The organism is Vibrio hannami, assembly GCF_029589055.1.
GTDB lineage: Bacteria > Pseudomonadota > Gammaproteobacteria > Enterobacterales > Vibrionaceae > Vibrio > Vibrio hannami.
The window spans coordinates 460,525-484,158 of the sequence record NZ_JARQZP010000003.1 but is presented as its reverse complement, the minus strand read 5'-3'; the positions used below and the strand labels follow the sequence as shown (position 1 = coordinate 484,158).

The window sequence follows — 23,634 nt, the reverse complement described above, 5'->3', positions numbered from 1 at the left end:
ACTTGAACAAAGTACGATGATACTTTACCAAGGCTGAGTCTAGTTCCATGCTCTTTATTCAGAGCAGATAATACATGTTTTAAGTCTGCGTCAGTTGTTCCATGAAACTTGAAATTGTGGATACCAGACACCAGACTAAGAGGGAGAAACAGGGGTATTCTTGTACTACATCTTTGAGCATCGGCTTTATTTGCTCGCGTTGTGAGTGGCTAGGAAGCTGAAACTCCCTTTTTATGCCAATAATACCTCGGTCATCTCTTTTGATTGCACTCCAACTCCGCACTTCACTAAAAGAATTTCCTGTCAATAACATTAACAGGAGTACCCTTGCACTTTCTAAGTATTGGTTGTTGTACTTCATCAATTTAATACAACCTGATATTAGATGGTGTAACTCAAACATTGTCATTGTTGATATATCACAACTAAGCATCATACTTTTTCTACGAATACGCTCAGTGATAGCTTTGGCTTGTATTGCCTGCGATGCGTATTCTTCACGTATACCATCGTTAGATGAGACTACAGACAGCGACCTTATGTTCCCGGACCGTTCCTCCTCTCCCTCCCAAGAAGCATTAACTCCATCTTTTTCATCAAACTCCTGCTCTTCAATCACCGAGACCGATACACCATATTCATCCTCTGCATGCTTTTTCGTTTGTTGAAGTTGACTGTCCTTATTAAATTTCCGCGATGTTACGGTACGAGTAGCTCTTTCTTTATCCAAATGCGCATATTGAAAAGACGTTACCAAATGACCTATTTCCCGCTGGTACTTTTCTGACCCCGCATTATTTCTTAGTGACATAAGAGCTTTAATTAGTGCGTCAAAATCAAAGCCCTCTATATCAGGTAAATTTAAGTATGACTTTTCTCTTCTGCCAAGAGCCCACTGACGTACATCATTACATAACTCTTTGTGTTCATGATTACCGCGGAAACTTAAATAAGTAATGACCAACAGAGTGATAGCTTTGTAGTTGTCAAATTGATTATCAGAAGAAATTGTTCGTTTTGCCTCAACAGTGATGAATGCTGCGGTGTACCGCTGAGTCAATAAATGTTTACTGGATAAATCACTATAAACAGCAGATAAAGCCTGTGGATTCTCATTTATGTATTTGTTAGCTTCTTCAACTAATGATTCGTACTCCCCCAGAAAATGCTCCCGATACTGGGGGAAAAGAATTTTACATAATCTCAAAACTTCATAGGCTATCGCACTGTTTTGTGTTGGTGAGCAAGAGAACAGTCTTTGAAAAAAAGAAGCCTTATTCTTATCATTCACTACCAATGCCATTAATCACTTTCTCGAATATATTTAAATTGACGTCGGGAACTTGTTGATCAACAGGATTAATCTTGTGCTGCTTTTTCAAACCCGACACGGTAAGTGCCGTACACTCGGCCAGTTTTCTTTGAGTGAGTTTCTTTGCAGTAAATATCTTTTGTAGAACAGTATCTGGTGCAGACACATTGATAGACTTTCGAAGAAGCTCCAACTGACTATTTTGAACGGTCGAAGTTAAACTTCTCATCACTCCCATCCAAGCAATCAACTCAATTTCATCATCCTCCAAATCATCATAAACAATCACTGTGTGACTCATGATATCAAACTGATGGACAGAAAAGCCCAATACTTCAAATCCACCAAAGAGAAAACACTTACTAGATGACGAATGTATCGCAGAGAAAATTTGACCATGTTGAAGTGATTTCAGCGCATCTATTTTGAAGTGGGTCTTGTCAAACAAGAAGGCCTGAGAATGATAAAAGCGATAGGCATCTATAGCCCGAGGATGGATGTCCACGGATAAGTTTTTCTTCTTAAGTTGGGACAGAAATCTAGCCAATTTCAACTCCTACACTAAAACACAAGGTACCATAAGTAGCCCTTTAAAACATGCCGTTTGTGGCTACGTGTCGGTGTAGTATGTTGTAATATGACCTCACCGTCAATCTCTTGATGCCATTAACTATTGATATCATTGAATTTGGCTGATATTATTGATGTTGAGTTCGGTATGGTTACAGCCTTCCAAGCTGATGATGCGGGTTCGATTCCCGCTGCACGCTCCAAGTTGCCCTTCTACTTAGGAATTTCTCAAATCTTTAAAAATTAAACGCTTTATTGCGTGTTTTTGTGTTTCTATGATTTTTCGATACTTAAAGATCAATCCCCATTATTAAAAGACCACGAAATTAGTCGCCAATAAATCACTCGCCTTCAGCCAGGACATCACAGCGTGAAGCACATATGAAATCATTTTTGTGCAGGCCTTTTATAGAGTGGCTCCACCATGTCACGGTTACTTTACCCCATTCCAATAAGATAGAAGGATGATGGAACTGTTCTTCCGCCAACTCTGCGACTTTATTGCTGAACGTCCAGGCCTGCTTGAAGTTCTTAAATTTATACGCCTTCTCAAGCTGAGGGATGCCGCTTCTTTCCATGATCTGCCAGCCAGTTAACTCTAATAACAATGACTGTTGATCATCATTATTAAGAGCAATTGCATCGACACTGCAGGCTTCGCATTGTTGTTTATTCAACATGTACTGGTTCCTTAGGTTCAAAAAGTGGTGGTAGTAATCCCGCTTCTATCGCGAGATCTGCTTGCTGTAATAGGTTTTTTGGCCAATTTTAAAGAGTTCAGACAGCCCCTCAATCACGTAGTATTTAGGCTGCATGATGTCAATACGATAAGGCGTTCTTAGGACAGTTTGTATATCAAACTCTTCATGAATCGCTACACCCCCTTCCAACGCATAAATGGTTTCTGCAGGAGACGAAAGAATACCACCGCCATAGATTTTTAGTTTCTGTCCTTCCTTGACTAAGCCAAACTCAACCGTAAACCAATACAATCGAGCAAGATAAACGCGTTGCTTTGGGCTCGCTATCTTTCCCAGTTTTCCATAGCGTTCGGTGAAAGCCGCGAAATCAGCATTGGTCAGCATTGCACAGTGGCCAAATATTTCATGGAAAAAATCCGGCTCTTGTAAATAATCGAATTCATCCCGCGTTCTTAAAAACGTTGCAACCGGAAATCGCTTGTTGGCGAGTAAATCGAAGAAGCGGTCGAAATCAATCAATGCAGGAACTGGCTGTACCTGCCAACCTGTTGTTTGCTTGAGCACTTTATTTATCTCGGGGAGCTGAGGAACCCTGTCTAATGGCAGATTAAGCAGGCTCAAACCATGTAAATATGCATCACAAGCGCGACCGGTGATTACGCTCAGTTGCCTTGTCACCAAGTCGTGCCAAATCGCATCTTCTTCGAGGCTCCACTCAACCCAGCCCTCTTGACTAACGGGCTTCGAATGATATTGAGTCATGATACACTTCCTAAAAAATCTCTTTCTTTAAGCCTACTTCCACTCTTGATTAGTGCCAGTTTACGTTACTTTTCGAAGATGGCTGTGATGTAACATTTCGTTTACACTTTTCTGTTAAATACTTATTTTGTTGATCTTTTGACTTTGTAAAACCTAGATACCAGACTAAATATGTTAACCACATGTTACAGACAAATAATGAACGAAAACAGTACGCCAATTTGGCAACCAAGCGATCAGCGCATCGCACAGGCAAACATAACCCGATTTATGGATAGCCTCACTCAATGTGACAGGAAGCTAAATAACTACGCAGATCTCCAACAATGGTCGGTGGAGCACCCCGAGTCGTTTTGGCAAAACGTATGGCAGTATTGTGGGATGGTAGGTTCACAAGGCAGCCAGGTATTACGACTAGGCGAGAGCCGCTGGCAGCAGACAAAATCTCATCGGGACGCTGTTTGGTTCCCAGAATCACAAGTCAACTATGCAGAAAACTTATTGTGTTCTGCCAAGTCGTTATCAAAGGAACAGGCAATTTGGTTTGAAAACGAGCGTGGGGAGCAACAGATCTACACCTGGCAAAATTTATGTGAAGAAGTCTCTAGCATTCAGCAGTGGCTTATAGATTGTGGTGTGCAACAAGGCGATGTAGTCGCGGCCTACACCCCTTACCTACCCCAAACCGTTATCGCTATGCTTGCCACCACCAGCCTAGGGGCTATTTGGACGTCCACGTCACCAGACTTTGGTGTGGAAAGTGTGATTGAACGCTTTGGTCAAGTAAAACCCAAGGTCTTGTTTACCTGTGATGGCTATACATTCAATGGCAAGACGTTCGATATGACAGACAAGAACCACAAAGTCATTGAACACTTAGATGGGCTTGAACGGGTGTGCTCCATTAATTATATGAATCAAGAGGACGATTTAAACTCGCACAGCGTAGAACCGAACGTACCGTTCCAAAACTGGCAAGACATTATCAATCATTTTCAACCTCAACCTTTGAAGTTTACTCGTGTAGAGTTCAATAGCCCTTTATTTGTTCTTTATTCTTCTGGAACGACAGGTAAACCAAAATGTATTATTCATTCAGTCGGTGGCACCACTATCAATCATCTAAAAGAACATCAGCTTCATTGCGATATTAAGCCAAGAGACCGCGTGTTCTACTACACCACCTGTGGTTGGATGATGTGGAACTGGCACGTTTCTACACTCGCTAGCGGCGCTAGCCTGGTGATATTTGATGGGAACCCGCTTTATCCACATCCCGATGTTCTTTGGGATTTAGCACAACGAGCGGAACTATCGGTTTTTGGCACCTCTGCCAAGTATTTAGAAGCGATTGAGAAAGCGGAGCTCTCTCCCATCGAAAGTTACTCTCTACCTCAATTAAAAACACTCTGTTCGACCGGCTCAGTACTCTATCCAGAGCAGTTCGACTATGTTTATAAACACATCAAGCAAGACCTGCATTTAGCGTCTATTTCTGGTGGTACGGATATTTGTGGTTGCTTTGTATTGGGTAACCCTATCTCACCCGTTTATCGAGGAGAGTGCCAAGGGACTGGCCTTGGAGTAGATATCAGGGTGTTCAACGCATCAGGTCAAACGGTCATTCAAGAGCGAGGTGAGCTTGTGTGCACCAATTCTCTGCCAAATTTCCCAAAAGGGTTTTGGGATGACACTGGTGAACGCTATCACAGCGCTTATTGGGACAAGTTCGATAACGTGTGGCATCACGGTGACGAAGTCGAACAAAGCATCAATGGTGGCTACCTGTTTTACGGGCGAGGTGACACCACGCTCAATCCCGGAGGGGTAAGAATTGGTACTGCCGAAATATATCAGCAAGTGAACACTATCATGGGCATTGTCGACTCTATAGCTGTAGGAAAAGAGGTCGACCGTGATGAGCAGATATGGCTGTTTGTTCAATTGCAGCAAAACACTACTTTAGATGAGCACTTGGAGGCAAACATCAAAAATAAACTCAGGTCCTCTTGCTCACCGAGGCACGTTCCAAGCCAAATAATTGCGATAAGTGACGTGCCAAAAACACGTTCTGGAAAGCTAGTAGAGTTAGCAGTGAAGAAGATCATCAATGGCCAGAAGGTCGAAAATCTTGGTGCGATTGCAAACGCTGAAGTTTTGGAAGAGATAGAGCGTGTTGCTCCTCAAACGCAAAAAGCCCTCCAAGGATAGAAATCCGTGAGGGCTAGTCAGACCTTAATTCTTAGTGCGTTTAAATCTATACGTTGGCATCCGCTTGGTTCTCAGGTATGGCATGGATAAAAGCTGGCAATTGATTACACGCTCCGACAATCGAGTTAATCAATGGATAAGAGGACATATCTACATAAAACCGCAGCGCGTTGTAGACTTGTGGCACCAGGCAGATATCTACAATACAGGGCGAATCCGTCAGGCTATACACCGAATCACCATATAACTTTCGGTGTTTCGCTAACTTCTCTTCTATCGCGCTGAACCCCTTATGTACCCAATATTGAATCCAATCCTGTTTATCTTTCTGATTGCACGATAGCTCCCCTCCAAGTACTGCAACACTCGTAGATTGTTCAGTGGGTGAATTTCTATCGCAATATCCTGAGCCAGCGCCAACGCTTGATAACGTTGCGGTGTATGCTCTGGAATAATCGAAATGTCAGTGTATCTTTCATCTAGATATTGCAGAATAGCTAGCGACTGATTAAGCCGAAGCTCGCCATCCACTAACACTGGCACCAATTCACTGGCATTAAGCTCATGATATTGTGAATCGTGTTGCTCTCCACCATTACGAACCAAATGCACCGATTTAGATTCATAGTTGAGCTGCTTTAGATTCAAGCCAATACGCACCCGATAAGCCGCTGAAGATCGCCAATAACCATAAAGTGTAATGCTATCGTTCATAGTCCCTCTCTGTACCCATAATTGTCTGGTTAACTGCTTCTCCAGTTATGATTCGCGATATTGGCTAACCTTTTGGTCAATAGCACCAAAAATAGAGTCACCCTCTGCATCGAGCATTTCTAAACGAATTGAGTCACCAAACGACATAAACTGGGTAGATGGCTTGCCATCACGAATGGTCTCAATCATGCGTACCTCAGCAATGCATGAATATCCGACACCACCTTCGGCAATTGAGGTTCCGTGGTCTGTGCCTTGCTTATTTGAAACTGTACCTGAGCCAATGATGGTGCCCGCTGACAATGGACGAGTCTTCGCAGCATGCATAATCAGCTCGGTAAAGTTGAAGGTCATATCGACTCCCGCATTTGGGCAACCAAAAGGCGTATCGTTATAGGTCGATATAAGCGGCAAATGCACCTTGCTGTCTTGCCATTGTTCACCAAGTTCATCCGGTGTTACTGCGACCGGAGAAAATGCTGAAGAAGGTTTGGACTGAAAGAAGCCAAATCCTTTTGCCAGCTCAGCAGGAATCAACCCTCGAAGTGATACATCATTCACCAGCATCAACAAGCGAATCGAGTTTTGCGCCTGCTTGGCACTCACTCCCATTGGGACATCTCCGGTGACAATCGCTACCTCACCCTCGAAATCGATTCCCCATTCATCGCTCGCAAATTCGATATTGTCACAAGGGCCTATAAACGCATCTGAACCTCCCTGATACATTAAAGGATCAACCCAGAAGCTCTCTGGGATTTCAGCACCACGCGCTTTACGCACAAGTTCGACGTGATTGACATACGCACTGCCATCTGCCCATTGATAAGCCCGTGGCAAAGGTGATTCCAGGTGGTGGGGGTCAAACTCCTCGCCCTCCGAAACTTCTCCCTTGTTTAAAGCGTTATACAGCTCTTCTAGTTGAGGGACGACTTTTTCCCAGTTATCCAAAGCCACTTGCATGGTTGGCGCAAGGTGCATCGCGTGAAAAATTTCTGTCGCGGCCACACATTGTTTTAAATCTTTGCTCACAACCATCAACAAACCATCGCGAGTACCATTTTTCCTGGTTGCTAGTTTCATCCTTGCCCCTTATTTCTTATCATCAGCAGCTTCTTGCCAGCTATAGACATATTCTTTGTTCTCGACACTATCGAGTTCATCAGAAAACTGCAGTGCATGGCGAGTATCGATCATCACTGCCACTTCATCGGTAAACTTCTTCTTGTGTGCCCGACCCGCCTTAAAGGCTTTTGGATGAGGCCCATGAGTGAACCCAGCTGGATGGAAAGTCACCATGCCAGCTTCAATGTTATCACGGCTGAAGAAGTCCCCTGCGTGGTAGAACAGCACTTCATCGAAGTCATCGTTATTATGATAAAACGGCACCTTCAAAGCGCCGGGGTCGCTCTCAATGGGACGAGGTACAAATGTGCAAACCACAAACCCTGCTCCTACAAACGTTGTGTGTGCCGAAGGTGGCAAGTGATAACGATGCGACATCAGCGGTCGAATATCACGCCAGTTAACTTTCACCACGGATAAATCTCCATGCCAACCAATTGCATCCAGCGGGTTGAATGGATAACTGATCACGCTGACTTTATCGTGGCGCTTCACCTGAACCTGAGTTTGGCTTTCAGAATACTGAGCGCGGAACTGATCGTTGATTGAAGGTATTTCAAGTACCGCAGGATCAAACACCGCATGATTGCCTACCATGCCTTTTTCTGGCAAAGAATACGCGGCATCGGTATTCTCGATCATCAGAATGAACATTGACTCACTAGGCTCCAGGCGCCAATTGGTTGAGCGCGGTATCATCACGTAGTCACCTTCACTCACCGCTAAATGACCATAATCACAATAGAGTTCAGCACTGCCCTGATGAATGAACAACAACTCATCTCCATCAGAATTTCGCACCAGGAAATCCATCTTCTCATCCATTCGCCACACACGGATTTTGCAGTCGGCGTTGTGGAGAAGATGAGGCACGGCCCAAGGCGTTATCTGGCTGGCTTTCTCCACCAGGCTAAAATCAAAAGCGCGAGGGCGTAAGTTCCCTTCCCACTCAGACCAACCTGTAGGGGCATGTTGGTGATGAAAGTGAGCGGCAGGGCCAAAAAAACCACTTCGTCCCGCTTCTCTTTCGTAAATTGCCTCTTCAGGGAAATCAGCATGCGCTTGTCTAGAACATACCCCCTCCCGATGGGGAAACGAGATCCATTTATGCATCGCCTAATACTCCTCGACGAATCTGGTCCTCTTCAATCGATTCAAACAACGCCTTGAAGTTACCTTCGCCAAAACCTTCGTTGCCTTTACGCTGGATAATTTCGAAGAACACAGGCCCGATTACAGTCTGTGTGAAAATTTGCAGTAAAATGCCATCTTTGTCTGGTGCACCGTCAATCAGTACACGCAGGTCGCGCAGCCTATTCGTGTCTTCACTGTGGCCTTTCACACGCTGATCCACTTTCTCGTAATAGGTGTCTGGGGTTGGCATAAAATCCATGCCGCGATCACGCAGAGTTTTCACGGTTGTGTAGATGTCATCAGTTGAGAGTGCAATATGTTGAATCCCCTCACCGTTGTACTCACGAATGAACTCTTCAATCTGTGATTTATCGTCTGAAGACTCATTGATAGGAATTCGGATTTTGCCACATGGAGATGTCATGGCACGGCTCACAAGGCCTGTCAATTTCCCTTCAATGTCGAAATAGCGAATCTCTCGGAAGTTACCGATACGCTCATAAAACCCGGACCATACGTCCATATTGCCTTGCTTAACATTGTGCGTAAGGTGGTCGATTTCATAGAGGCCAACATCAGCTTTCGCCATGCGTTCTTCAGCATCATCATAGAATCGGAAATCCACGTCATAGATGCTCTGTTTGCCATAGCGATCTACAAAATAAAGCAGGCTTTCACCGATACCATAAATGGCAGGTATACTCAGCTCCATTGGCCCGATTTCTGTTTTGTACTCTTCACCTCCGCTCTTGAGCGCTTGCTCCATGGCAGTAGTTGATTCTTTAACACGGAATGCCATACCGCAAACCGACGGGCCATGAACCTTAGCGAACGACTCTGCCTGACTGTGTGGCTGTTCATTAACGATAAAGTTGATATCACCTTGCCGGTACAACCAAGCCTCTTTTGAGCGATGCTTAGCGATCTCAGCAAAACCAAGTGACACAAACAGCGTTTTAAGCTGCTCAATTCCCTTGTGGTCAACAGCAGTGTATTCAACAAACTCGAATCCATCCGTGCCAAGTGGGTTGTGTGTATCCACCATGAACTGTCTCCTCGTATCTATCGGCATTTAGTTGTTTTTTTGCCCTCAATTAAAATTGGCCCACAAGCGGAGATAATGGAATGTATGGAAGGAAATGAACGAGCGCGGTGAAAACCTGTCAGTATGTACGTAATTTGTTACACCTGCATAACTCGAAAAGAAAGGTGCAAACTATCAATGAGTAAAAAATTGCTATGATTTACAACCCAGCATTAAATGTTAATTTATTGTTACACGCAGATTGCTCATTTGGTGCCCCTCGTAACACGATTGGAATCTGATCATCGCCTTTACGGAAAACACTCAGTTGCATGCCATCAAAAAAACCATGGAGTGTATTTGAGAAATCCCGCCCATCACCTAATCTTGCGCAACAGAGATGTTATGCGCCATGCAAATGAGTCACTAATCAATAAGGTTAAAGATTATTCTCAAATACAACATAACTTAATCGTTGAAGTCCAGGTTAAAGTTTGGCGCTCAGACGAGACGACAAGAAACATACTTATTCAGATCGTCGGAATAACAGCCGGACTGACATTTGTTGTCACAGATCCGTTATACAAAGAACCATTAAACGGTGATGTAACTGAGAATGAGATAAAGCACGTGGTAGATAGTTTTTTCAATGATTAATAGATGGTTAATATAAGGCCATATTTCATCAAACATTGACAACTCTATGCTCGTAACCCAACCTTTATGGTAGATGGTTTATCAGCATATATCATGTAGTGACACAATCTCGTCGCTACCCATGAGCCTTGCCGATATAAATTGTTCACCTTCATTTCCTAAGGCGATATGAAAGCTTTCTCTATTATTCTGTTCTCTATATTAATTTCTATTAGCCCTCTCTTATGGGCTCAAGAGAATGTGAATCGCGATATTCTGGTAGTTCGTGCGCATGGGCAATGGCCCCCCTATGAAATGGAAATTGAAGGAAAGCATTCAGGGTTACATGTTGACTTGGTCACCGCGGTTGCGGAAAGACTAAATATCTCTGTTCGGTTTGAAAGTTACCCATGGAAAAGAGCCATAGACATGCTGAAGACAGGAAAAGCTAATGCGATTACCTATATGGCTTATACCGAAGAAAGGAATGAGTTTGGAATTTTCGTCAAAGATAATATTATGTCCAGCTCACATATCGCCTTCTTTTGTTTGAAAGAAAATGCAGATAAATTTAAATACACTGGTAACTTGCGTGATCTTGAAGGATATACGATAGGCAACGTTAAAGCATTTTTATATGACCATGAGTTTGACCATGCTGACTATCTAAGTAAAGATGAAACCTCCATTCACGAAAGACAACTCGTATTAAAAATAGTACATAAACGCCTTCCTATAGCGATAGGAAATATTACGGATGTCACTAACGCAGCCAATCAACTAGGTGTATTAGATAAAATAAGCTTTCTTCAGCCCCTGCTGCAAAGCTCGCTTGATAATTATCTCGTTTTCGCGCGAATAAATGACAATGGACTAGCTAAGCTGTTTGCCAATGAAATGGCCAAATTTAAAAAGACAGAAGAGTATAAAAAAATTCTGAATGACTATTCTATAGATTATTACAGGTAATTAACTAACATTTTGAAATATCTTACAGTTTTACAAATAACTGTTATCTAGAATAATTAATTTACCTTTATCATATAGACTCTCATTACAAATCAAAGGTGGATACATGTTTAAGGGATTGAAAATCGCAGGATTAACCGAGCAAGAAGTTGGTGCAGGTATAGAAACCTACGGGTTTATGATGACCGAAGGTGAACAAGTTAAGTGCGAATACAAAACGGTTCGAGATATGGTCGTTCTGACTAACAAACGTCTAATCACCGTTGACGTTCAGGGCATTCGTGGCAAAAAGAAAGAATTCTTCGTTTTACCTTTCAGTAAAATCACTGCATTTTCTATAGAAAGCGCCGGAACCTTTGATCTTGATGCAGAGTTTAAAATCTGGGCATCGGGTGTTGGTGAACTGGAAATCAACTTCCTTAAAGGCACAGATGTATCTAAAATCGCGAAAGTATTAAGCGCTGGTATTATCTGATCCTTGAGTACATGGTGGAACTAGAATGCTATTACTAGGGGGCTCGGCAAGACATTCTTGCCGAGCTACCAATTAATCAGGAAAAGTCACGCCTCTTTCTTACTTTGAGAATTAGCCGCTTTCAACTTCACAACTCATATTTTATTCGTTTTTATTAGAGCACCTGGACGCAATTAAATCCTTCATAGCATTAGTCGATAACGGCTTGCTGAAATAAAATCCTTGATACTTTTCAACCCCTAGTGATTTTAACAGTTCTAACTGCTCTTCCCGCTCTACTCCCTCCGACACCAGGTCAATCTCAAAATTTTCCGCCAACTCAATGATAGATTTAACCATTAACAAGTCTTGTTTATTTGTCGTCACGTCCTTAATAAAAGATTTATCAATTTTAATTTCATCGATAGGAAGTGATCGCAAATAACTTAATGATGAATAGCCCGTACCAAAGTCATCTAACGAGATAGAGACACCATACTCACGTAGCTTTGTTAATTTTTCAGTGGCATCACTGATATCTTGTATTAAAACTGACTCTGTAACTTCAGCAACAAGCTTTGCATGGTCAATTTGATAAGATTCCACCGTATCAATAAAGTCATCAACAAACAGGTTTTGCCAAATCTGTTTAGCACTTAAATTGATCGAAATTTCAAACTCTTTTGTCGAATCATCCGACTGCCAAAGCTTCAACTGTTGGCAAGCCTGTTCGAGCACAATCTTGCCAATAGGTAAGATCATATTACTCTCTTCTGCTATATCGATAAACGAAGCTGGCCCAAGTAAACCTAACTCAGGGTGGTTCCATCTAACCAGTGCTTCTGCACCTACAATTTTCTCGCTAATATCGTATTTTGGTTGAAGGTAAATACAGAAGTCCCGCTCGATTATAGAGTGATGCATAGCCTTTTGAAGCTCGCTTGTGTACCTTAGATCATCATGCATACTTACATCATAGATTTGAGATGAGTGTCCGCCTGCGGCCTTGGTACGATACAGGGCTGTATCTGCTAGTTGCAATACTTTACCCGCTGTTATCTTTCCAGACTGAAATACAACACCACCAATACTTCCGGTAATTGCATATTCTATTTTTATATCCTGCAGTTCGCTTTGAAGTGTGAAAGCATCCGAAATTTCGTTAATAATGGCATCTGCACGCTGCTTAGCAATACGAAACGCATTCGTCTGTTTTTTGTCGATACAAGGTAAGATGATCACAAATTCGTCCCCACCAAACCTTGAAACGATTTCCTTCTCCTGGGCTATCATTTTTAATCGTTCTGCTACGGTTTTTAATAGCACATCGCCCATATGGTGGCCATAACTATCATTGAGCAACTTGAATCTATCCAAATCTAAAAACAGTACAGCGCTGAATGCATTCCGGCATACGTTTGAGTCTGTAATTTCTCTTAATTTAACTTCTAGCTGAGTACGATTCATCAAGCCCGTAAGCTGATCTTTGTATGCTAAGTTATTTATTTTAATTTGATTTGTCTTTTCAGAGGTAATATCTTGGGCAATGCCAACAAGCCAGAGTGGATTTCTCTCATGATCATACTCTGCGACCTGTCCACGATCCCATATCCAGATAATTTTGCCATCAGGCCTTTTCATACGAAACTCGATATCGTAAGGATGGTTTTGCTTTACAAGCTTATCCAAAGCCTGAAAAACCTTTGGCTTATCTTCTTCTAGTATGCATCCCTCAAATTCCTTAAAAGAGTTATCGCTTCTTTTAATCCCTGTAATGGTTTCCCATTGCTCATTGTGTAACACCTGGTTGGTTTTTGTATTCCATTCCCAGAGACCTTCTTGAGACACCTCTAATACATGCTCCAGACGCGCTTTATTCCTATCTGCTTCTTCTTTTAGCCTTGTTATATCGGTAATATCTTTTGCAATTACAACTATCTTTAGCTGATTCTGACTATCACGAAATGGAATCTTAATTGACTGAAAGTGGCGAACCTCCCCAGTGTTTGCATCTGTAGAGTTTTCGTAAACTTCTTGCTTCACAAAGCGCCGCATTATTGACCGCACGTTCTCTCTGAAAAAGTCTGCCTGCTCTTTGTTTTTGGTAAAATAGAAATCGTCTTTCCCAACCATGTCTTCCGGCGTGCTACCGTATAGTTTTGCAACCGTATCATTGCAAAACACAAAATTACCGTCGTAATCTTTTATAACAATAACATCAGTAATTGTATCGAGGATATCTCTTACTATTTTTATATGTTTATCATTTTCATTCTTTAAATAGAGTAAAAATGTATATGAACCCAAAAAGCAAGATAGGATGGTTACAAGAATACTGAGCCCATTCCCTAGTTCTATTGAGAGATAAGAATGAGATAATATAATTATCGAAGATGAGAATATTACCTGTATGAATAGGACAATAGATATCCTCCACCAGGAACAACCCGTGATACCTAGCATAAGTTACACCATTATTTTCAAATAAGAACCAGGTAATAATATAAATATTCCTTATAACTCTCCTTATTTATATTCAGGAAACCCTGTTCAAATCCAGAGGAGATGCGATGACGGAAAAACATACCCAAGAAACGTGATTAAGATTAAACGATACATGCATAATGTGACACGCACCGTAACTTCAATAAACACGCGATAGCGATTAACGTGATTCAGCTCAAACATATTTTTATTGTTGAATTACATAATAGAGTAAGGTGGTGACTATTCTCTCATTGACAATAAATACTAAACAGAACACAGATTAATAATATATTAACCATCTTAACCACATAATAACAGTATATTAAAAATCATCGAGTTTACTATTTAAATACCTTTAATTAACAATATCTCTTTGTTTGATATTATCATTCTAAAATCTGTATGAATGTATTTCATCTCAACAATATTTTATGAGGAAATACATTTATGATGAGCTCATCGAGAGAGTTTTATTTTTTGAAAGGGGGTCAGCCTGGCTTGGTGTTGTGGAGGGAACCAAACCAAGCTAACGCTATTTGTCTGAATACTAGTGATGCAGCACTTCGCCTGACGATTGAATTAAATCGCATTCACTACAACGACAAGAAATAACCGAACGTGAAACCATGTGGTTGGTTTCATCGCGACTATCACCATCTGGTTTATTCTCGGTATGAAGCACTGTGTGACCTAAACACTCTTCTTGTGATAAATAAAACCGTGTTCCCTGACAGTTTATGCAACTTTCAACGTCATCATTCACCGAAACAGCCGAACACCAGCCAAGATACAACCCAAATAGTAGCGGTACACCAAGTACAATTTCATTACCAAAAACGAATAGATTCAGATATATCCCTACCAGGTTCACTACAATCGCTATCAAGGAAACTTTCCACCATGAAACAAACGAAGCTTTTATAAAAGTTTTAAACCGCGACTTTCGGGTTTCATAGGTCTTTCCAAAGTCGAGTAACAGAATACCTTTACTATCAAGAGGAATCAGACGAGCGTGGCTATGTTGTTTAAAGATCATATATTCAAACTAGTTTGCTTTTGAGCCTACATTATAGATTTGGCTCCTATTCAATAAGTCAGACCAATGTAAATAAACATCATATATGACACTTAAGAATACCAAAAAATATCACATTAAGAACAGTGTAGACATTACCCCTATCAGAACAGCATGCAGCATACCAATTATGATTCCTGCAAATTAACTCGAATCTAAGGTGTGTTCAGTATTGAAGAAAGGGGCTGGACGATGGCTTCATCAGGGATTGATGAAGCCGAACTTACTCAAATCAGTTCAAAAAAACTTTTCTCATCACCTTAAAAACTAAGTTCCGATGACTCAAAATAAACCTGTTTTTTGGCAGCCACGAACTAGAACGTAACACCGTTTTGGCTTTAGAAAAGGTCAAAAATCCTTCGTAACCATGGTAGTGACCAATTCCTGAATTACCAACGCCACCAAACGGAGCATCATCAGCAGACGCATGTAAAACCGTATCGTTGATACAGACACCACCACTATGAGTTTGGTGGAGCAGTTTATCTATAAATGACTGCTCTTTAGACATGATGTAAAGGGCTAATGGTCTTGGCCTCTCATTTATGTAAGAGATGGCTTCTTCAACGTTATCGTAGGTCATCACTGGCAAGATAGAACCGAAAATTTCTTCGCTCAATAGCTTCATTTCCTGCGTAACGTTCGTCACCAGATGAGGGTAAACTCGCCTTCCCTGCTCCGATTCTATCTCTTTAACTGGTTGAATCTTTGCTCCTTTATCCCTTGCATCTTCAAGCAAATCCATAAGTCGCGAATACTGTCTATCTGTTACGATATGAGTTTGTGTGTAACTTGAAGAATTAGTCAGATGGTATTTAGCATAACGCTTTAAGAAGGTAGAAATAAACTCTTGTTCTCGGTTTTTAGGTACAAAAATATAATCAGGTGCGACACAAATTTGACCAGAATTAATAGATTTACCAAGAATCACCGCATCTACAGCAATATTCATATCTATACTGTCATCTATTACCGTAGGAGATTTTCCTCCCAGCTCTAACGTAATAGGGGTTAGGTTTTGTGCCGCCGATGTTGCTACCAGTTTTCCAACAGCTGATGAACCGGTAAAGATCAGATGATCAAAAGGTAAAGCCGAAAAAGCTGCTCCTACTTCCGCTTCACCCTCAACGATTTTTATGTGCTCTGAAATACCTTCTACAACTTTACGCAGTATTTTGTTTGAGTGGGGGGTGAACTCACTCATTTTTATCAATACGCGGTTACCAGCAGCAATAGCCTGTGCCGCCGGACCCAATGCTAAGAAAAACGGGAAATTCCAAGGCGTAATAATACCCACTACACCAAGGGGCTGGTAGTGAACTGTAACACTTGAAGGGAATAGCATAAGCCCCGAATGACGCTTCGAAGGCTTCATCCATTTTTTAAGGTTTTTTATGGCATAGTTTATACCTGCAATGCTAGGTAAAACATCTGCGAGCAAGGTATCAAATTCGCTACGGTAACCATAATCAAGTTTTATAGCATCATATATAGCCTGCTCGTTCTCGATCAACGAACACTTGAGTGTTTTCAATACATCAATTCTTTGCTCATAGCTAGGTGATTTTTCTTTGTCGTAAAAGCCTTCAATATCGCAAAATCTTTATGAAGTTGATGCGTTGTATCTGTCCCTGAATTTATCATTATTTATCTCTTATAAATTTATTAGCTTGTTTGTGAGAGCGTTAATTAATCTAAAATCACCCATCAAATAACTCAAGCGAATTTATTAATTTAAATAAAAAGAATACAATGAACTTACTTCAACAACTTACGTGTTATTTTTAGTATCTATATTTAAGCTTACACACAATAAGCAGGAATGATAAATCATGCAGAGCCGTGGCCTAAAAAGAAGAGAACTGTTACAACAATCAGCCAAGTACCTACTCAACAAAAATGACATTTCTGACATCACCTACGCCGACATAGCAAAGCATGCCCAAATCCCAAAAAGCTCTGCCTATCATTTTTACGCGAATCTTGATGAACTGTATACAGAAGTGGCCAGTCAATACGGTGAACAATTGCTAGAAGTATTAAGCAAACTCCCGAGTAGAGGCGATGTCAAAGACTGGCATAGCATTGTAGACATAATAATCGATCGCGCCGTTCTTTTTTACGAAGAAGAAACCGCAGCACGGCAGTTATTTATTTCAGGCAAGACATCGGCTGTAATCAAACAGAAAGACCGGGCAAATGATCAACTGATTGCTCGAGCTACCTATAGAATATTAGACCACTTTTTCGAACTACCCAGCATTAAAGAGCAGTCAGACATCTTCTACATTTGGGTCGAATTAGTAGATACGATTTTTACCATATCTCAAATGAAATACGGCATGATCACAAAAAGCATGGAGCTAGAAGCCAAGCAGGCCGCGAAAGCCTATTTAGGTTGCTATGTGCCATTAGACATTCCGTCCAGGCGGTAAATTTAGCTCGTTTAATAGCTCCATACTCTTACCCCACCTTAATGACCCAAAACAGTGCTTAAACCTAGTTTTTGCACTGTTTGCGTGCTTTGAGCACGCCGACAACCCCGTGACAGTTCCTTTCAAATAGTCTCTTTAACTATCTCTGAATCCTTGCTAACTCGACTTTTTTCGACTTTTAACTCGAATTAGTTCGAGTTTGGCATGACATATGCTCTTACTAAAGTCACTAAGTAGACAGTAATACATAAAGGGACTTTTATGACTCATTCAACTAAAACTGTGGAATACACAACTGACGAACTCATCCAACTAGCTCACAAATCATTAACATACTGGGGTTTAGGAGAATTTACCGAAGTGACTTTGATAAAGCACCGTGAAAACGCGGTATTTAAAATTCAAAGTTCCCACGGAGATTACGCGATGCGCATCCACCGTTTTGGTTATCATACCGACCAGGAGTTGCGTTCTGAGTTGGATTGGATACAAGCAATACCATCCGGAGAGCTGTTTACCGCGGATGTATTACCCACTCAGAATGGAGAATTATTCCTAAGCCTGGCCCTTGACGATGATAAACAAGCACTGCAAATAGATTTGCTAGAGTGGGCTAATGGCGTTCCTATCGCCACTATAGAGAATGGATTTGATGATATCGCACATGTAGAAAGTACTTACTACAAGGTAGGAAGACTCATGGCTATGTCGCACATACACTCCAGAGAGTGGGATTTGCCTGAGAATTTCAGCCGTCATAATTGGGATGAAAAAGGTATTTTTGGCCCTGGGTCACTGTGGGGAGACTATCATGAATTGGCGCAGCTAAACGCAGAGCAAATAGCGCTTATAGACAAGGCAATAGTTTATGCTCGCAAGGATCTTGCTGAATTTGGAAAAAATGAAGAGCGTTACGGTCTGATCCATGCGGACTTTTTACCCGAAAACCTACTCCAAACAGAAGAAGGCATCTGTTTAATCGATTTCGATGATGCTGGTTTTGGTTGGTTGTTATTTGATATCGCTACTGCTGTTTTCCCTTATCTTGGTGAGGAACACTTTGACCAAACACTGGAAGCATTGATTCAGGGTTATTCAGAGATTTTGCCATTAAAAGCAGAAGATCTGGAAAAACTCCCGCTATTTCTTTTCATCCGTTCTGTTACGTACCTCGGATGGATGCATACTCGAAAAGAGTCTACAACGGCACAAGAACTCACTGATATTGTGGTAGAAGGTGCAACAGCTCTGGCTGAACAATATTTGTCGATTGTAGAAGCTCCTGCGACAAATGAGCAAACAGGTTCAATGCTTGGCAGTGCAACTACTGATCTCAACAGTTTGCAGATAGAAGATGATTCTCTAGCGGCTCTTATAAATGAAAGAAAATCTACTGTCGGCGGTAGCATGCTTTTTTACAAAGAGCCTTTGGCAGTTAGTCGTGCGAAAGGCAGTTACGTCTATGACCAACACCAGCGACCATACCTTGATTGCTACAATAACGTACAAAGTGTAGGTCATGCCAACCCAGAAGTGAGAGAAGCCGTTTATTCACAGATGGGTGAACTGAATACCCATACACGTTACCTTGAGCCTAAGTTAGCTGACTACGCAAAACAATTAACCGCAACCATGCCTGAAGGCTTAGATGTGGTGTTTTTCACAAACTCTGGTACCGAAGCAAACGATCTTGCCTATCGAATTGCTTCTAGCCTCTCACAGCAAACCGGAGCGATCGTGATGGATGCGGCATACCATGGTAACAGCTACCTGGTAAATCAGCTTTCAACGGCGGTCAATCAAATCACAGGCGCACCTCTTGCACCCCAGGTAACGACACTACCCTTGCCGACCGAGAGCAATCAGATAGAGTCAGATTTAGACAGTGCATTCGAGCTACTTGAAAGTAAGAATCATAAAATAGCCGCATTTATGTGTGATGCAATTTTTGATTCTTACGGCGGACACCTTGCGCCAAAAGAGTTCTTTGAACGAGTATACAAGAGAGTTCGTGCATTCGGTGGCTATACCATTGCAGATGAAGTCCAAGCTGGTTTTGGACGTACAGGCAAAATGTGGGGCTTTGAACACTATGATGTAGTTCCGGACATGGTGACATTAGGTAAACCAATGGGTAATGGATTCCCTATAGGCGCTGTCGTAACGTCAAAAGAGATCGCAGAAAAATTCATGAAGAGTACCGTGTACTTCAATACATTTGGCGGTAATGCGGTTGCTTGCTCCGCTGCAAAAGCCGTGCTAACTCAAATCGAACAGAAATCGCTGGTTGCACACGCAGCAGAAATGGATGAATACCTGCATACGGGATTAACAGAGTTAGCTAAGCGGTTTTGCCATATCACCAATATTCGAGGACGAGGGCTTTACTATGGGTTTGATCTAGTCATCGATGGTCAGCCTGCTTTTGAACTGGCGAAACTGATCCCGGATGCTTTGAAATCCCATGGCGTTCTAATTGGCTTAACGGGTAAAACAGGCACTACGGTTAAGGTACGCCCACCTCTAGTCATTACTAAATCGCAGATTGATGACTTATTGGTTGTATTTGAGAAAGTATTCGACGATCTCCTCGGCCAGTTAAAAGCAGCTTAGGTTAAAAACAAATTATATTTACCAGGCCCAGCAAACTATATGGCTGGGCTTATTATTTAGTATAATTATTGACTGTTGATAAACTGATATAACGCCGTCAGAGCAACTGAAACATCATCTTGTTGAATTGACTCGTCGGGATGGTGGCTAATGCCGCCCTCACAGCGAACAAACATCATAGTTGTTGGTACGATATCAGCCATTGCCATCGCATCATGCCCAGCCCCGGAAACGAGCACGGTTGGATCTCCGGTTAGATCATCAACGATACTTTTTAACCTATCAGTCAATCCAGCGTCACATACCACAGAACTCGCGTCGTGGGTTTGAAATACCTTTAATACTAATCCGTTTTCTGATGCACTTTCCTCTAGCATTCCGAACAGAGTTTCCGTAAGGGAATCCCTAGCATCGTTACTTATACTTCGAATATCCAGGGTCAATGAAACGCCGCCAGGAATCACATTTACTGCCCCTGGAGATACTTCCAACTTACCTACAGTTGCTACAACCGGGTGAGTTGATTCACTTGTTTGAGCAGCCATTCGGCTTACATCCGTCACCCACTGACTTGCAACAACTAAAGGATCCGCCCTAAGTATCATAGGTACCGTACCCGCGTGACCTGCATGCCCTTCTATCGTAATCTCAAAACGCCTGGCTCCCGATATACCTTGTACAGCCGAGATAGGTAAACCCTTCTCTTCCAGAATAGGCCCTTGCTCAATATGCGCTTCTAGATAAGCCAGAACCTTACTGCTATCTATCTGAGTCTCAGATATCTTAGATACATCCAGGCCAAAATCATACATCGCCTGAGCAAGAGTGATACCATCTTCATCTTTTAACTCACGCCAGCGACTCTGCCATTTGCCAGCAATGGCGCTACTGCCTAACAATGTTGCGCCAAAACGAGTACCTTCTTCGTCACCAAATCCTACAACGTCAATATGAAATTCAAACTGTTTGCCTAATTCTGCCAGCCACTTTAATAGAACAAGTGGTGCCACAACGCCCAAGATGCCATCATATTTACCACCATTCGGAACAGTGTCAGTGTGAGAACCAAGAATTATTCTCTTGGCATTTTCATTTGCACTTGTCAGGCGTACCCATTGATTACCCGCTAAATCCTGCCAATGTTCTAAACCACTTTCTGCTGCCCAACGAGTAAGTTGATCATTGGTTTCGCGATGTTCAGGTGTTAAATAACGCCTGTCCATAATACCTATAGTTTGTGTGAACTCAGCAAGTTGTTCGCAGTAGTCCATTACCTGCTTCGCCAGCTGTTTTGATGTATCAATCGACAGATCTACATCCATGATCTTTGCCGTCATATCACGCTCCTACGTTATAGGTTTCTACCGCTGTTTGATAAGCTGCGCCTTGTTTGACCTTTACACCAGCTTGTACTAAGAGAGCTTCAAGCGCGACCAACGTCAATAAAACAGTATCCAACCGAGCGTTATAACCCATAGTTCCTATCCGCCAGATTTTCCCATGCAGTGGACCAAACGAGGTTCCAATTTCGATGTTAAATTGCTCAAGCATCGCCATACGTATCGCGTCTCCATTCACTCCAGAAGGGATAACAACACCTACAACGTTATTCATTTTATGTGACTGATCACCAAACAGCGTTAGTCCCATGGCTGCGAGACCTTTTGCCATGGCATCACCCGCCTTTTTATGGCGAGCAATGACGTTGTCTAACCCTTCTTCCAGGTTTAACTGCGCACATTCTCTAGCCGCAAATAACATAGAAGTAGCTTCAGTATGGTGATTAAGCCGCTCTTCACCCCAGTAATCGAGAATCATACCGAGATCAAAATAGTTAGATCGAATGCGACTTAATGAGCCAGTCTCATGACTATCAACACGAATACCGGCTTCTATGTGTTTGCGACGGCGAATATATTCCACAGCTTTATCACTTAATGTGACAGGGGCAGAACCCGAAGGCCCGCCGAGACATTTTTGCAGGCCTACAGAAACCGCATCGAGCTGCCATTTATCCGTTTCAAATGCATTGCCAATGATCGATGCGGTAGCATCGCTATAGAAAAATACCCCGTGCTTTTTACACACTTCACCAATTTCATCCAGAGGCTGAAGTATTGTTGTAGAGGTATCGCCCTGGACTAAAGCAAGCACCTTAGGTTTATGCTTAATAATCGCTTCTTCGATTAGCGAATCAGGAACTACGGTACCCCATTCCACCTCGAATCTGATTACGTCAGCACCTGCACGTTCAGAGATTTCAGCTAATAGATGTCCAAAGCGGCCAAAGATAGGAACTAACACCTTATCACCTGGCTCTATGAGTGAAACCAGTACCGCTTCGATCCCCGCTCGAGCAGTACCGTCCACAAGCATCGTCGCTTCATTCTTTGTTTTAAAAATTTCCCGATAGAGCGACATCGTCTGATTCATGTAGCCCGTCATCACAGGATCATACTGACCAATCAACTGGTTGCTCATCGCCTGTAATACTCGCGGATAGACGGTAATAGGCCCTGGCCCCATTAATATTCTTGCTGGGGTAGATAATCTTTCAAATAATTCCATTTACAACTTCCTTATAGCACTTGCAGTAGCATTCGAATGCCGGTGAATGCTAAAACCACTGCAAAGACTTTCTTTAACTTTTTACTATCTAATTTTTTACCGATTTTTGCGCCAATAGGTGAGAACACCACGGTTAAAGGAACAATAAAGGCGAAGCCAAGCCAGTTCACCATCCCAACGTTCCCCATAGGAGCATCTTCAGGCGTATATCCCGTAAGCAACATTGTCGCGACCCCTGGCAATGCGATGATCAATCCAATCGAAGCGGCTGTACCCACAGCTTTATGGGCTGGGTAATTAAATGCCGTAAGTGTGGGAACGGTTAACGTCCCTCCGCCAATACCGACCATGACACTTAAACATCCAATACTCGATCCAATAACGCCTTGCCCAGCTTTTGAAGGTAGAGAATCTGAAATGGGAGCAGCATTGCCTCTGAACAACATATTGAATGCTGAAAGGGTCGCGATAAGACCGAACATACCAGACAACCAGGGACCACCAACTCTAGTAACCAACAGACTGCCGGCTATCACTCCAAAAACGACAAAAGGTGCTAGCCACTGAAATAGTGTCCAGTCTATATTCCCATTTTTATGATGGGCTTTAATTGAGCTGAGAGACGTTGGCACCATCGTTGCCAGAGAAGTCGCCGTTGCTATCATCATGGCTGAAATTGCACTGACACCTAAAGATTGGAACAGATAAAAAAGTACAGGAACAATAATAATTCCACCACCTACACCCAATAATCCGGCCAAAATACCGGCAACTGTTCCTGTTGCCATTAATGCAAACGCTAAAGGCAAATAGTCCATAACATGTTCCATACTGCTTTTCTTTT

Annotated in this window: 18 protein-coding genes and 2 pseudogenes; 6 read left to right on the top strand and 14 right to left on the bottom strand. The window is 42.2% G+C overall.

The features are described 5' to 3' along the window. Positions 1 to 79 precede the first annotated feature (79 nt). From P7F88_RS03815 to phhA, 4 genes and pseudogenes are all read right to left on the bottom strand, one after another. The gene (locus tag P7F88_RS03815) at positions 80 to 1,303 is read right to left on the bottom strand and encodes a hypothetical protein (RefSeq protein ID WP_277822024.1); all 1,224 of its coding nucleotides are present in this window, start codon (positions 1,301 to 1,303) and stop codon (positions 80 to 82) included. Further along, positions 1,284 to 1,859: a hypothetical protein gene (locus P7F88_RS03810; protein WP_277822023.1), complete on the bottom strand. Its 576-nt coding sequence runs from the start codon at positions 1,857 to 1,859 to the stop codon at positions 1,284 to 1,286. The genes P7F88_RS03815 and P7F88_RS03810 overlap by 20 nt, the downstream gene beginning before the upstream one ends. 364 nt (positions 1,860 to 2,223) lie before the next feature. Further along, a complete protein-coding gene (locus P7F88_RS03805) occupies positions 2,224 to 2,562 on the bottom strand; it encodes a 4a-hydroxytetrahydrobiopterin dehydratase (RefSeq protein WP_277822021.1) in 339 nt (112 codons plus the stop codon). Continuing rightward, positions 2,552 to 3,345, bottom strand: a pseudogene (gene phhA / locus P7F88_RS03800) (phenylalanine 4-monooxygenase). Before phhA ends, P7F88_RS03805 begins: the two are co-directional and overlap by 11 nt. 198 nt (positions 3,346 to 3,543) lie before the next feature. Between phhA and P7F88_RS03795 the strand changes: the two are divergent. Next, positions 3,544 to 5,556, top strand: a complete 2,013-nt coding sequence (locus P7F88_RS03795; protein ID WP_277822019.1) for an acetoacetate--CoA ligase — start codon at positions 3,544 to 3,546, stop codon at positions 5,554 to 5,556. Positions 5,557 to 5,602: 46 nt separating this feature from the next. On the opposite strand, the pseudogene maiA reads toward P7F88_RS03795, so the two are convergent. From maiA to hppD, 4 genes and pseudogenes are all read right to left on the bottom strand, one after another. Next, a pseudogene (gene maiA / locus P7F88_RS03790) lies at positions 5,603 to 6,270 on the bottom strand (maleylacetoacetate isomerase). A gap of 45 nt (positions 6,271 to 6,315) precedes the next feature. Then, on the bottom strand, positions 6,316 to 7,353 hold the full coding sequence (locus tag P7F88_RS03785; protein WP_277822017.1) for a fumarylacetoacetate hydrolase family protein: 1,038 nt from the start codon (positions 7,351 to 7,353) through the stop codon (positions 6,316 to 6,318). A 9-nt stretch (positions 7,354 to 7,362) separates the two neighbouring features. Further along, positions 7,363 to 8,508 (bottom strand): homogentisate 1,2-dioxygenase, encoded by a 1,146-nt coding sequence (locus P7F88_RS03780; protein WP_277822015.1) that lies wholly within the window; start codon positions 8,506 to 8,508, stop codon positions 7,363 to 7,365. Next, the gene (gene hppD / locus P7F88_RS03775) at positions 8,501 to 9,574 is read right to left on the bottom strand and encodes a 4-hydroxyphenylpyruvate dioxygenase (RefSeq protein ID WP_277822013.1); all 1,074 of its coding nucleotides are present in this window, start codon (positions 9,572 to 9,574) and stop codon (positions 8,501 to 8,503) included. The genes P7F88_RS03780 and hppD overlap by 8 nt, the downstream gene beginning before the upstream one ends. A 384-nt stretch (positions 9,575 to 9,958) precedes the next feature. On the opposite strand from hppD, the gene P7F88_RS03770 reads away from it, so the two are divergent. From P7F88_RS03770 to P7F88_RS03760, 3 genes are all read left to right on the top strand, one after another. Continuing rightward, a complete protein-coding gene (locus P7F88_RS03770) occupies positions 9,959 to 10,210 on the top strand; it encodes a hypothetical protein (protein WP_277822011.1) in 252 nt (83 codons plus the stop codon). Between the two features lie 168 nt (positions 10,211 to 10,378). After that, positions 10,379 to 11,158: a substrate-binding periplasmic protein gene (locus tag P7F88_RS03765; protein WP_277822009.1), complete on the top strand. Its 780-nt coding sequence runs from the start codon at positions 10,379 to 10,381 to the stop codon at positions 11,156 to 11,158. 106 nt (positions 11,159 to 11,264) lie between these two features. Then, complete coding sequence (locus tag P7F88_RS03760) at positions 11,265 to 11,633, top strand: PH domain-containing protein (protein WP_277822007.1); 369 nt, start codon at positions 11,265 to 11,267, stop codon at positions 11,631 to 11,633. 141 nt (positions 11,634 to 11,774) lie between these two features. Here P7F88_RS03760 and P7F88_RS03755 read toward each other — a convergent pair whose 3' ends face one another. From P7F88_RS03755 to P7F88_RS03745, 3 genes are all read right to left on the bottom strand, one after another. Beyond that, positions 11,775 to 13,919: a bifunctional diguanylate cyclase/phosphodiesterase gene (locus P7F88_RS03755; protein WP_277822005.1), complete on the bottom strand. Its 2,145-nt coding sequence runs from the start codon at positions 13,917 to 13,919 to the stop codon at positions 11,775 to 11,777. Positions 13,920 to 14,646: 727 nt separating this feature from the next. Beyond that, on the bottom strand, positions 14,647 to 15,135 hold the full coding sequence (locus P7F88_RS03750; RefSeq protein WP_277822004.1) for a hypothetical protein: 489 nt from the start codon (positions 15,133 to 15,135) through the stop codon (positions 14,647 to 14,649). A gap of 271 nt (positions 15,136 to 15,406) precedes the next feature. Continuing rightward, the gene (locus P7F88_RS03745) at positions 15,407 to 16,765 is read right to left on the bottom strand and encodes a coniferyl aldehyde dehydrogenase (protein WP_277824544.1); all 1,359 of its coding nucleotides are present in this window, start codon (positions 16,763 to 16,765) and stop codon (positions 15,407 to 15,409) included. A 241-nt stretch (positions 16,766 to 17,006) separates the two neighbouring features. Between P7F88_RS03745 and P7F88_RS03740 the strand changes: the two genes are divergently transcribed. Together P7F88_RS03740 and P7F88_RS03735 are read left to right on the top strand one after the other, a co-directional pair. Continuing rightward, entirely contained in the window at positions 17,007 to 17,609 is a 603-nt protein-coding gene (locus tag P7F88_RS03740; RefSeq protein WP_277822002.1) for a TetR/AcrR family transcriptional regulator, read from the top strand. Between the two features lie 261 nt (positions 17,610 to 17,870). Further along, complete coding sequence (locus tag P7F88_RS03735; RefSeq protein WP_277822000.1) at positions 17,871 to 20,222, top strand: aminotransferase class III-fold pyridoxal phosphate-dependent enzyme; 2,352 nt, start codon at positions 17,871 to 17,873, stop codon at positions 20,220 to 20,222. 65 nt (positions 20,223 to 20,287) lie between these two features. Here the strand turns inward: P7F88_RS03735 and P7F88_RS03730 are convergent, their stop codons facing one another. The 3 genes from P7F88_RS03730 to P7F88_RS03720 are packed head-to-tail and all read right to left on the bottom strand — an operon-like array spanning position 20,288 to position 23,620. After that, positions 20,288 to 21,559 (bottom strand): allantoate amidohydrolase, encoded by a 1,272-nt coding sequence (locus tag P7F88_RS03730; protein WP_277821998.1) that lies wholly within the window; start codon positions 21,557 to 21,559, stop codon positions 20,288 to 20,290. Between the two features lies 1 nt (position 21,560). Next, positions 21,561 to 22,790, bottom strand: coding sequence for a pyridoxal-phosphate-dependent aminotransferase family protein (locus P7F88_RS03725; RefSeq protein WP_277821997.1), 1,230 nt, complete (start codon positions 22,788 to 22,790; stop codon positions 21,561 to 21,563). 11 nt (positions 22,791 to 22,801) lie between these two features. After that, the gene (locus P7F88_RS03720) at positions 22,802 to 23,620 is read right to left on the bottom strand and encodes a sulfite exporter TauE/SafE family protein (RefSeq protein WP_277821995.1); all 819 of its coding nucleotides are present in this window, start codon (positions 23,618 to 23,620) and stop codon (positions 22,802 to 22,804) included. Between the last annotated feature and the right edge of the window lie 14 nt (positions 23,621 to 23,634).